The organism is Marinobacter sp. bablab_jr003, assembly GCF_016464245.1.
Classification (GTDB): Bacteria; Pseudomonadota; Gammaproteobacteria; order Pseudomonadales; family Oleiphilaceae; genus Marinobacter; species Marinobacter vinifirmus.
In genome coordinates this window covers 63884-74936 of record NZ_JADARC010000101.1, presented here as the reverse complement: position 1 = coordinate 74936, position 11053 = coordinate 63884, and the positions used below count along the sequence as shown (strand labels likewise).

At 44.2% G+C, this 11053-nt stretch carries 9 protein-coding genes and 1 riboswitch; of the genes, 3 read left to right on the top strand and 6 right to left on the bottom strand.

Translation table 11 applies throughout. The features are described 5' to 3' along the window. Window positions 1–115: 115 nt before the first annotated feature. Both H3Z84_RS10610 and H3Z84_RS17285 read left to right on the top strand, forming a co-directional pair. Complete coding sequence (locus tag H3Z84_RS10610; protein WP_199457435.1) at window positions 116–898, top strand: hypothetical protein; 783 nt, start codon at window positions 116–118, stop codon at window positions 896–898. A gap of 10 nt (window positions 899–908) precedes the next feature. Beyond that, entirely contained in the window at window positions 909–2210 is a 1302-nt protein-coding gene (locus H3Z84_RS17285; RefSeq protein ID WP_199457434.1) for an O-antigen ligase family protein, read from the top strand. A gap of 13 nt (window positions 2211–2223) precedes the next feature. Here the strand turns inward: H3Z84_RS17285 and H3Z84_RS10600 are convergent, their stop codons facing one another. From H3Z84_RS10600 to H3Z84_RS10590, 3 genes are all read right to left on the bottom strand, one after another. Then, entirely contained in the window at window positions 2224–3462 is a 1239-nt protein-coding gene (locus H3Z84_RS10600) for a hypothetical protein (protein WP_199457433.1), read from the bottom strand. A 186-nt stretch (window positions 3463–3648) separates the two neighbouring features. Further along, complete coding sequence (locus H3Z84_RS10595; RefSeq protein WP_199457432.1) at window positions 3649–5091, bottom strand: oligosaccharide flippase family protein; 1443 nt, start codon at window positions 5089–5091, stop codon at window positions 3649–3651. Between the two features lie 46 nt (window positions 5092–5137). Beyond that, window positions 5138–5881, bottom strand: coding sequence for a glycosyltransferase family 25 protein (locus H3Z84_RS10590; RefSeq protein WP_199457431.1), 744 nt, complete (start codon window positions 5879–5881; stop codon window positions 5138–5140). A gap of 491 nt (window positions 5882–6372) precedes the next feature. On the opposite strand from H3Z84_RS10590, the gene H3Z84_RS10585 reads away from it, so the two are divergent. Beyond that, window positions 6373–7344: a right-handed parallel beta-helix repeat-containing protein gene (locus H3Z84_RS10585; protein ID WP_199457430.1), complete on the top strand. Its 972-nt coding sequence runs from the start codon at window positions 6373–6375 to the stop codon at window positions 7342–7344. Window positions 7345–7373: 29 nt separating this feature from the next. On the opposite strand, the gene H3Z84_RS10580 is transcribed toward H3Z84_RS10585, so the two are convergent. From H3Z84_RS10580 to H3Z84_RS10570, 3 genes are all read right to left on the bottom strand, one after another. Then, window positions 7374–8489, bottom strand: a complete 1116-nt coding sequence (locus H3Z84_RS10580) for a glycosyltransferase (protein ID WP_199457429.1) — start codon at window positions 8487–8489, stop codon at window positions 7374–7376. Window positions 8490–8539: 50 nt separating this feature from the next. Beyond that, window positions 8540–9964 (bottom strand): exosortase/archaeosortase family protein, encoded by a 1425-nt coding sequence (locus tag H3Z84_RS10575; protein WP_199457428.1) that lies wholly within the window; start codon window positions 9962–9964, stop codon window positions 8540–8542. 117 nt (window positions 9965–10081) lie between these two features. Then, entirely contained in the window at window positions 10082–10891 is an 810-nt protein-coding gene (locus tag H3Z84_RS10570; protein WP_199457427.1) for a PEP-CTERM sorting domain-containing protein, read from the bottom strand. Window positions 10892–10932: 41 nt separating this feature from the next. After that, window positions 10933–11019: riboswitch (cyclic di-GMP riboswitch) on the bottom strand. Window positions 11020–11053: the final 34 nt, after the last annotated feature.

Here is an 11053-nt window from a genome sequence, read left to right as displayed (position 1 = left end):
CCACGGCGCTGGTCTGGCAATACCCGGAACTGGGAAGTAACCGGACCGGTATCGCTCAACCCTGGCAAATTGCAGGAAATAGAGCGCAATAAATTGGCCGCTTAAACGCGGTCATTTGGACAACTGGGTTGAAAATCGCCGAGGAGCCGCCGCTGATCAGGCAGTTGGTTCTTGGTTTTGTTTTTGCGATAGTGATGATTTTTGGCATCCAAGCTACCTCGCTTGTCTTGAAAACGCCCTTGCGCAGTCAGACATTGATGTAGTGTTTACTGACTATATCGTTGATGGAGAGACAAAACCCAGAATCAAACAGTTAGAGCAAAAAGGATACCTAAATGACAGTGTATCAGAACAATTAACGCACAATGTTTTTCGATTGAATAATCTTTTTTTTAATAGTTTGTTAAGTATTCAGCCAATTATGATTTCAGCTTTTGCGATAAGTGGAGAGTTATACAAACGAATCGGGGGTATAGATAAAAATCTATTGGTTGTTGGATCAGAGGAAGCTCATCTTACGTTAAGAGCAGTGGCCTTTGGCAAAAGCATTTATATTTCGAAACCATTAGTGCATCTTGGTCGAGGCGATGATAATCTTTCCTCTAACTATCTTAGAAATCTTGAAGGAGGAGTCGAGGTGATTGCAGACTTAGTGAAAAATCAACGTTTTCCGAGAGACTATCGTTTTGCGGTACTTAAAAGCCTTGAGAGTAAGCGGGTGGAGTTAGCTGAGCAATATTATTGGCGACGCCATTTAAAAGACAGCCTCAATGTGATTTTACGAAATGATTTTCAATATTTCAAAATTAAGAAAACATTCCTGTTGATAAAAATATACTTTCGGTGGGTTATCCAATTGGGCGAAAAGTTGCTGTATCGCCTTAAAGTTCTTAAATAGGTCTTAGCGTGTGGCTCGAATTTTATTATTTTTCCTTTTAATTCTTTCAGGGCTGTGTTTGTTTGCGACTCCTTGGTTTTCGGCGTTGGCATATGTTGCTAATTCTTTGTTGCAGCCACAATATATCTGGCATTGGGTTTTTGACGGAATCCCCGTTTTTAAAATTACCGCTGCACTAGCCATACTTTCTTTTTTAATTACTTTTGCAAAAAGAAAATCTGAGTTTTCAATTTATAAATGTCCTCAGAATTTTCTATTAATGGGTATTTGGGTGTGGATGCACTTGTCGGATATTTTTTCACCTTTCACCAATGCCGCAGCTTCTGTTAGTCCCGCCATAGTTTTGGATACAATTGATGCGATACTTATAATGTATTTCGTGCTTTTACCTGTCCTTAACGCAGAGAAACCTCTAAAATATTTCTGCAGCATATTTGTTTTAGTAGGAGTTTATTATGTTTATTGGGCAAATTCCGCTTACTTTACCGAAAGCTGGCATTTATTCTCAAATAATCGGCTGAAAGGACCTGCATCGAGTCCCTACGCAGATGGCAATGTTTTGTCTGTATTAATATTAATGACCCTGCCGTTCTTGATTTTAGAGTTCGGTAGACGAGGGGGGTGGGCAATTAGATTGGTTCTTGCTTTGTTTGTGGTTTTTTCTTGGCATTCGTTAATTTTATTCGGCTCACGAGCAGCCCTATTAAGTTCTATAGTCATGTTGCTGCTTATAGCGCTTGTTGTACGGTCAAAAAAAATGAACATTATTTTGGGAATATCGTTTGCTGTTTTTGTATCCTACCAGGGCGCATTGATGCTGCAACGAGCCACGGACACAGTTGAGCAAGCTCAAGTAGGTAATGACGAGCCAATTAATCCGAGACTGATTTCATGGAGCGTAGGCTTAAAGTTAATTCCAGAGTATCCATTATTTGGAGCTGGAGTTCAGAAGTTTGAGGCTGCGTCACGGGTCCATTTTCCAGGAAAAACCCAGCACGTAGCCCATAATACGTTTTTAAATTTTTCTGTAAATTCTGGACTAATAGCTGGCGTATGTTATCTTTTGCTGATTTATACGATTTTAAAGAGATTTTTGGCAATTCGCTCTCATGGATATGATCAAACCTCATTTCTGAGTTACGCATTATTATCGTCAACGATTTCGCTGCTAGTCTTTTTCGTTAGTTCGGTTTTTCTGGATTTAATAATATTCGAGCCTTTCTATATGATGCTGATAATTAATTTAATCGCTTGGGAATTTTGGATAAAGAGGGACGGCTGTAACACAAGTGAAACAGCCGTCAATCTCTAATGCTGACAATATTCTACTGAATAGAAATTGAAGATGGGGGTTTAGGCTGTGAAATTTGGTCGCCTTGGATAGAAAAGGCGACTAAAAGGGGCGCTGTTTCATAGCGACTTTGTAGAGTGTCGGCATCGCCTAATAAAAAGTATAATTTCCCTTCGCTTCGATTGAAGTTCGCGCCAACGATTAAATTTGTTTTATAACCTATGTTTTCGAACGGTATAGTAAATTTCCCATAATCGTACGGTTTAATCGAATGTGGGGCCAACGATCCGCTGACCACTTGCGATAAGTCTTCTAAATTGTAAAGCCAGTAATAATTGTATACATCTCTGCTGTCATAGGGGCATGCCCCGCCGCACTCGTAACCGGTTTCTTGGGTGATCTTATAGCCGACACCCGAATCATGGCCTCCGCTGGACCCGAACACTGCGTATGTATTGGTTCCAGGGACTATGAATCCAATATTCGCTTTCGATACTTCTGTCCATAAATCGTTCCCGCCTTTTTCGTTGTAGTGATCGAATACCAACGGATTGTCAACAGGGTAATCGAGTAATGGTCGACTTGAAATTCGGTCACCTGCTGAGGCATTTAAGACGTTTTGGATTTCGACGGCGAAGGCACTAGGCCCCATACTATTGCGTGCGTTGATTGGGTAGTTGCTGGCAAATCCAAAAATGAAGTTACCTCCCAAAGCTGACTGCCAGTTATTTGGAATTTCTGTAATCCACCCAGCAGCATGGCTATCACCATCAAGCTTAAAAAAACCAGATACCTGACTTTCTTCGAGTGATTGTGGATTTTGTATGATGAATGTGGTATCGGTGTTATTCGCCTCTCCGTCATAGAACTCCACCCCATTAACAATTAGTTTTTCATCTACCAATTGCATTCCAGTTATCCGACTGATCCCTTCCGGGTTGCCTGTTGGGATTCGATTCAAAAAACTAGAGAAAGGCTGGACATTCCGGGCCATCGGAAGCCCGGAGATGTCTTCGTTTAGAGATAGTTTGGGGGTCTCGAATTCAGCAATTGCCTGGTCTTGGGCATGACCGACGACAAACATAGTTGAACCATCGGGCGTTATCGTGAACGTCCCCTCGGTATAAGATATCCGGCTTTCTCCGTAAGTTGCGATGGGTAGGCGCGCTGCACCTTCATATTTCAAGCTCGAAACAGTGAAAAAATTCTGAGCCTCTGCGCTAATCGAGAATGTTGAAAAAACAATAGCTTGTGCAAAGATAAGCGATCTCATTGTAAAATCCCCGTCAAGTTTTATTTTTATTATTATAGGCGAATTTCGGAATTTTCCAATCGTGAATTTTTGTTAATTTCGACTTATAACTAATAAAAAGATAGAAGTATCTGACTAGGCGACCACATATGTGCTCGTAACTTCTAGCCCAGACCATAAATGGTTTTGAAGAAATAAATATCACCGTTAAGAGTTCCGGACCATCGATTTTGCTAAAACTTTGATTAAATTCCGTTCTCTTTCGCTTATCAGCGTATTATAAAAAATCAAAAAGAATACTACAAATATCAATGCTGAAATAAAAACATTAGCGGCCAATTCAATTATAGTAATTTGGCTAAATACAAATGACTCGGAAGCCCATTTGGTTAAAAGAATAGCAGCGCCAGTAAATAAAAAGAATGCAGTAACGTTCAAGGCTGGATGCAATTCGAAAGTTGTTTTGTATGTGTAACAGTAAAGAGCAACAGATAAAATGGATTCAACCAAGACTTTTACTATAATGAAATTTTCTATAGAAAAATTTATTGCGGTAACTAGGAATAAGGCTATAAGTATTGTACTTATTGCTTCATAAATGAATATATAGTTGGTTCTGTTTTCTATCATTAGTATTCTAAATGATTGATTTATGAAAATAAACGGGATAGTAAGTAAAGAAAATAAGCTAAACATTGTAGAGTATTGAGTCCACTGCTCCCCCAACACAATGCGGATGATCAGTTCGGAATTCACATATAGAAATCCTATAATAATTGAGCCAATTATAGATAATGCCCTTATCGTTAAATCTGACTGGTATCGTATCTCGCCTTTATTGTCACTCACTTTGCCAAGTTCAGTGTGCAGAGGCTCTATCAATGGCGCTAGAAATTGTAACATTGGAATCGAAGCAAAATATTTGAGATTGTTATATGCTCCGAGCTCTGCATTGGTGTATGCGTTGCTAACCAACAGCGTATCCAAATGGTTTCTAAAGTAGCCTATTATTGACCTTGGTATCAGCCATTTCGAAAAGTTCCATTGTGCGCTTATTTTTTCGATTGACAGTTTGGGGCGATAATTTGATATTTTATATGAGCTTATAGCTAAGAAGATTTCCGCAAATATTGCCGCTAAAATTACGGCCCAGTAGCTTTTGTAAATGAGAGCGATTGGTATTGAGATAAATAGAGAGATAACTTTTGCGTATATGGTCAATTTTATTATTGCTTCATATTTTTGGCGTCTTTTATATATCATGAAAATAGGGTTTTTAAGGGATTCTAAGACGATTAGTAGTCCTGTCACCGATATTACTGCTGTTAGTTCGGGCAAGTTTTTGATTTGGGCCACGTGAGGAGCCAGAGCAAGCATGAACATGTAAGCGCAAGATTTTAATATTAGGTCCAATGTCCAAGCAGAGTTAAGATCGATTTTTCGTACTTTTTTTTGCTGTAAAATGAATGCTTCGGTACTGGCGTCGCTTAATGTTTGGGAAAACCAAAGCACGAGCATCGCGATCGCTACGATACCAAAATCATCAGGTGTGAGTAGCCGAGCAAGAATAATGGTGCTTACAATCCCTAGCGATCGCTGCATTAGTCTCTGGAAGATGAGCAAAGACGAGCTTTTTATAACTTTGTTCATTTATTTAGGTCCAAAGATTTGAGTTCAACTTTTGTGATGCAAAAAACTACTTCCATTTATTTGGCTTAATACTTTTATAGCCCAAAAGTGTATAAGCTGATCGTTTTATGTTTTTGATAGCATAGAACACCACGTTACTTAATTGAAGCGAATAGACCTTAGAAGATAAAGATATACGTTCGGACTGGATCTGACCGCGATGCTTAGGATGCGTAAATATTGGAAAGAAATAAGGAGTTATCGGGAAATTGAAAAAGAAATTAGCCCAAGAATCAGCCGGTAAAAAGTCCTCTTTATGAAGAGTTAATAAATATTTCGCGGCGTTTGGGGTTATAAAATAGGCGAAAGTTCCGTGAAAGTCCGAGTATGGGTTGATCCTAAAAAGCTTGAGATTTTTAGAATATTTCCCTTTGAAAAACACACCATGGTGCACGAAGGGGTGCCAGCCTAGGTGTATGAAATCGACGGTCGCATTATTGCATTTTTGAAGTGACATTTTTAATTCGTCAGCCGTTGGTACTATGTCTGATTCTAAAATAATAGCGCTCATGTTTTGAGCTAAGATTAGCTCGTATATACTGATATGAGTTAGTGTGCAGCCGACTTCTGAAGGAGAAGATAATTTTCCGTATTTATTGTAACGCTTTGTGACGTAATTGAAGTATGTTTTGGCATCGAGTTGTGCGCCCATTATTGGGGATACTCGTGTTACACCACAATTTGATTCAGTTTGAGATAGTTCGTTCTCAGTTATTTTGTAAATTCTGATATCTTTGATTTGGGTTTTCATCTACAGGCTCTATTTTAATTCAATGGTTTCAGGGTTTGTAGATAGACGTCTTGTTTCCCGCTATTTTAGGAAGTCTGTAAATTTATTAATGGCCATTTGACTGCTCTCTTTTTTCTATGTATGTTCATGGTTTTTCGCATGATTTTTGAGGGATAAGAAAACGAACCGGGTGGTCGAAAAGTCTTTTTTGAAAATCGAAAAATAAGCCGATCCCTGTGTTTTTCAATACTGTGTCATCTATTAATCAGACACGAGTTCAGGCTCGCAAACTTACCACCTATGTTCATGTCTGGAATCATCTTACTAAAACTGTCGGCGTTTTAGACGGGCTGATTTATTTTATACAGAATGGGATTTTAGCACACGCTTAAGCGTAAGCGGGGATCGATCAAATGGCTAGGCATTGGCTATTTTGCATGTGTTTGGGAGTCGTTCTCCCAATCTGTACTTTTGGGGTAGTTAAGGCATGCCCCTCTTTCCCTGAGCAGCCCGTGGCCAAGGCGGTTACGGTTGATGGCGTCGAGAAACTTCAACGTGTGGTAAGATCGGCACAGCCCGATACCGTTGTACTATTGGTGCCAGGGGAGTACAAGCTAACATCGACCATCACAGTACGCGCCGATCATTTAACTATACGTGGTCTTGGCGATGCGTGCAGCGATGTGATTATTGCAGGCGCGGGTATGAATAATCCGGACTATGGCGGCGCGCCGCATGGCATCTGGACAGATGCATCCGGCCTTACGGTGCAGAACCTCACCATCCGTGATTTCTATCAGCATGGCATAGTTCTGAACCCGGGAGCCGAATCGCCGACATTTCAGAATATCCGGATACTGGATACCGGCAAGCAGTTAATCAAAGCGAATCCATCTGGCTTTGGGGATGGCGTTGATGGGGGCCTGGTTGAGAATTCTGTTTTCGCTTATACCGAGGGGCCTCCTATGATCGATCGGGGAGGCGGCACTGGCTATACCAATGGCGTGGATGTCCATGCCGGTGCCAATTGGGTTATCCGGAACAATCACTTTGAAAATTTTCATGCACCGGATCATGCGGATCACCTTTGGGCGCCCGTTGTTTTGATGTGGAACGGAGCGCGCAACACCGTCGTGGAAAACAACTCCTTTGTGAATGTCGACCGGGCCATCGCTTTTGGTTTGCTGGACCGGCCTATGGATCATTCCGGTGGAGTCATTCGACATAACCGCGTTGACTATGCCGAGGGGCTCTACAGTGCCCAGAGGCGACGGGGATCCGATGGTTCGATTATTGTTTGGAGTTCGCCAGGCACCATCGTTGAGGGTAATGAGGTGTTTACTCGGGGAAACCTGAATCGCTCTATTGAATTCCGGTTCGATACCAGTGGTGCCAAGGCAATCAACAATACGATAGATGCGCCCATTGGTACCCGTGATGGCGCGGTTTATGAAGGTGCCGGCAATCGATTGGTGAGAGAATAACGCTGCTTTCAAATAGGCTGGTTTGGAAGCTACTGATAGCAGTGTTCGTATTGTTGCACCATCTGTTCCGCTGAAAATCGTTCCTCAAAACGCCGTTTGGCTTGTTGCGACATTTTGGAAAGTGCGTTCGGGTCTTGCAACAACTCCTGAATCGCCCGTGTAAAGGCGGGAAGATCGTCGCTACCAACCAGTTTTCCTGTTTCGCCATCGGCGACGATTTCGGGTGTTCCGCCAACACGAGTGGCTACTGTGGGAATTCCCAGGCTCATAGCTTCAAGAAGGGTCATGGATGTGCCTTCGGTAAAAGAGGGCAGCAGGAATATATCCATCAGGCTCAGGTAGTCGGCCGGCTCTGATTGAAAGCCTGTAAAAATAACTGACTCCCCCAGGTTTAATGCAGCTGCAAGCTTTTCCAGGTTGTCGCGTTCCGGGCCGTCGCCCACCAGGAGTAACCTTACAGGGGCGTCTTGGTCGAGCAAAGTTCGCGTCGCCTTCAGCATCATTGCATGGTTTTTCACTGCGTCCAGTCGGGCAACGGTGCCAATCACCGTTTCGTCTGGTTGTATCCCGAGCTCTTCTTTCAATGCAGTGCGTGCTTGTTCACTAACTTCTAATGGGGCAATTCCGTTGTAGATGACACTGATTCTGTCTCTGGGGAAGTATTCGTATTCCACCAGAGCGTCGCGTGTCGCGGAGGAGATCGCGACAAGCTTGTGGGAGGTGCGCGCAATGAAAGGATTGATGAGCTTTGCTTTTTTGCGGTGCTGGTCCGGATGAAAGCGTCCATGTTCTGTGAAAACCACCTTTGCTCCTGTGCCCAAGTGCGCGAACCAGCCATAGGCGTAAGGTGAGTATTGGTGGCAGTGGACAATATCGAATTTGCCGGATTTGATCAGATGCCTCAGCCAGAGAATGGTTTTTAGATCAAAGCCGGAGGCTCGTTGCCGCGCATGGTGCTTTATACCGTGTTCGGTTTCCAGTGCCTGGCCGATAGCGCCAACTTCCCCATCAATGCAGGCAATTTCGTTGTGGAACCGACTCTTGTCCAGGTTGGTGACTAATTGCCGGATGACTTGTTCGGTGCCGCCGAAGCCCATGTTGAAGGTGACGTGGAGAATGCGGGTGGGGTAACGGTGTTCTTTCATGGGCAGAGCCTGCTGCTACTTGTATCTTGTTTGTCTGTAGCCACCATGAGTTACATCTGACGCTTAATCAAAGACTTTGTTTTCTCTATCCGGGCAAGCTCTTCGTCACAATTTTTGTTGTTGCATGGCACCTGGATGGTGACGATCGCGAACCGGTTCTCTCTAGTTAAAGCGGCTGGGATCTGCAGTAATTTTGCGTGGCGGTAATTCACGCTGCTCCAGGTTCCAACTTTATACCACTGGGCCATAACCACACGGTCTCGGGTGAGTATGTTTCGGTATAGCGACACGCCCGGGCCAAGGTGCTCTTCAATTTGCCACGAGGACTTGTCGAATATTGGCGGCAGGTAGGGGACAAGTTTTTCGTCTGCTGTCGTTTTCTGGCTTTGGGCCAGAGCAACCCATGAATTATTGGCACTCAGAACCTTTTGGTTGAGGCGCGAAGGCAGTGTAATCGGTATGGGCAGCTCTCCGGTAGCAGTTCGCGCTTGATACCCTGCGAGCTCTAACTCCCAGGGTGATTTTGGGTCGCCGCTTGTTTGGACAAGCGAAAGTGCAACAGGGCCTGAAATTAAAGCAATCACAATCGCAGGTATACCTGTTTTGGCAATATTCAGATTGGGTTGCTCCTTGCTATCGCTTCGTTTGCGAACGGGTGAGAAGTACAGGGCAGGAAGAGCGAATACTCCGAAAACGACCCAGCCCATGGTTTCATGATCAGTGAGCAGTGCACTCTCCATGTTGGTTTGATAGGCGACGAATACAAGAATCGTAATGCGCACCCAGTTCGCCAGAAGCCCGATGATCATCGCTATAACTACAGTGATCAACCAGCCTTTCCAACGATAATCGTTGAGAATAGAGGTCATCATGGCCAGTAGGATAGATATTGCGAAATAGCGAACCCCAGAGCAGCCATCTGCGATCACCAATCGGCCGTATGGCAGAGTTATGTTGTTACCTTCTATCAATGCAGTCATCCCGAAAAGACGTACCCAGCTCCCCACAATCACGCTTGCGATTGATACCAGTGCTGGAACGATATCCGCCCAAAAAGGGAGAGAAAGAGAAAGCAGGGCAACGTAAGGGATGAAGCAGCGTGTTTTTTGCAGTCCAAGCAACGCCCAGGAGACCATCGTGATGCCAAAGGGAAGTATCAGGTATGCAAGTGTATCAATTCGGACCAGTTCAATGAGTAGCCAGATTAAGGATACTCCTATCAGGGCAATTCCTCCGACTACATGGTAGGGCTTTTGGGGCGCCTGTTTGGTGGAGGGATAGGGGCTTGGTGGGTGGATCAGTAGCAGGCCTAAAAAAATGATAGCAGTGGCAAGTCCATGGGCGAGGACTTGTTCGAACTCAACCCATATAGAGAAGAGGCGAAACCAGGATGGGAAAAAAAGGATAACGGAAACGCCTGAAACAATCAGGTAGGGGAGAGACTGGGGAAGGTTATCTAATGTTTTCCTTAACATTGTTTCTCGCCGGCTTTCCTACATTGTCTCAAGGATACCTTGAACCAGGGCTATCGGAAACTAGCCAGAAATAGAGAAAAGCCAGCCGGAGCTGGCTTTTCCGAAAGCCCGGGAAGATCAGGCTTTTTGACGACGACGGGCGGCACCAAGGCCGGCGAGTCCGAGGCCGAGCAGGGCGAGGGTGCCGGGTTCGGGTACTGGAACGATGTCCTCGACATAAACCATCAGATCGTTGAAGTCCATGTCTGAACCATCTTCAAAACCGATGATGTAGTCGTCCCGACCCCAAACCACACAACTGTTGAGATTGCTGCTGCTACATCCATCGGTTAGCTCTGAGCCCAGATTCAAGTACTGATTTTGTCCCTGAAATCCGACGAAGCGCTCTAGCCCATCAGAGTTCCGGGTGGCATCCGAATAGATAACCGGCGCCCCACCGTCACCGTAGCCAAGATAGAAACCGAACTCGTTACTTGAAAATGTGCCTTCAAGTGTATCGTTAATATACACCTTGTAGTTCCCGTTATTTACCTCGAATCCAACTCTGGCTCGTGTGCCTGAATCAACAACGGGGCCTGTGTAGCCTCCGGATGTTGCAAAGCTACCACTGTCAGAGCCAGAGAACAGCTGGATATAATCATCATTGTTAAAAATGCCAAAAGTTTGGCTGGTGTCGAGAGACGTAATCTCTATAAGAAACGTTGCACTGCTATCCAAACCGTCAGGAGAGTTGCGGAAGTAGCCGCTTGTTATTGCATCATTGGTCGTGGTATCACCTAGAGCATTGACTGCGGTACCGGTAACAATCAACGAGTTATTTATAATCTCATCGAGGTTTGCTTCATTGCCATCTTGTATAAACGCAGCATTTGCTCCCGCGGTCAACGCTGATAGTGCTATCGCCAGGCTGATTTGTGTTGTTTTCATGGGTCTTCTCCGGTTGTGAAGCTCTAAGTCCCTGTAGTTCGCTTTGCAACCAGGCTATCTCTTCGACTACTCACCAGAGATCCTTGGCTTTCCGTCCCATCCTCGCGGGTGGTTTGGCTCCTGACCGGGATAAACCCCGATCTCTTCTTGTTTTAAGCGATT

Excerpts from the sequence above, each read along its gene's own strand:
- H3Z84_RS10575 (WP_199457428.1), bottom strand. The coding sequence starts at position 9,964 with ATGTTAAGGAAAACATTAGATAACCTTCCCCAGTCTCTCCCCTACCTG.
- H3Z84_RS10595 (WP_199457432.1), bottom strand. The coding sequence starts at position 5,091 with ATGAACAAAGTTATAAAAAGCTCGTCTTTGCTCATCTTCCAGAGACTA.
- H3Z84_RS10570 (WP_199457427.1), bottom strand. The coding sequence starts at position 10,891 with ATGAAAACAACACAAATCAGCCTGGCGATAGCACTATCAGCGTTGACC.
- H3Z84_RS10590 (WP_199457431.1), bottom strand. The coding sequence starts at position 5,881 with ATGAAAACCCAAATCAAAGATATCAGAATTTACAAAATAACTGAGAAC.
- H3Z84_RS10580 (WP_199457429.1), bottom strand. The coding sequence starts at position 8,489 with ATGAAAGAACACCGTTACCCCACCCGCATTCTCCACGTCACCTTCAAC.
- H3Z84_RS10600 (WP_199457433.1), bottom strand. The coding sequence starts at position 3,462 with ATGAGATCGCTTATCTTTGCACAAGCTATTGTTTTTTCAACATTCTCG.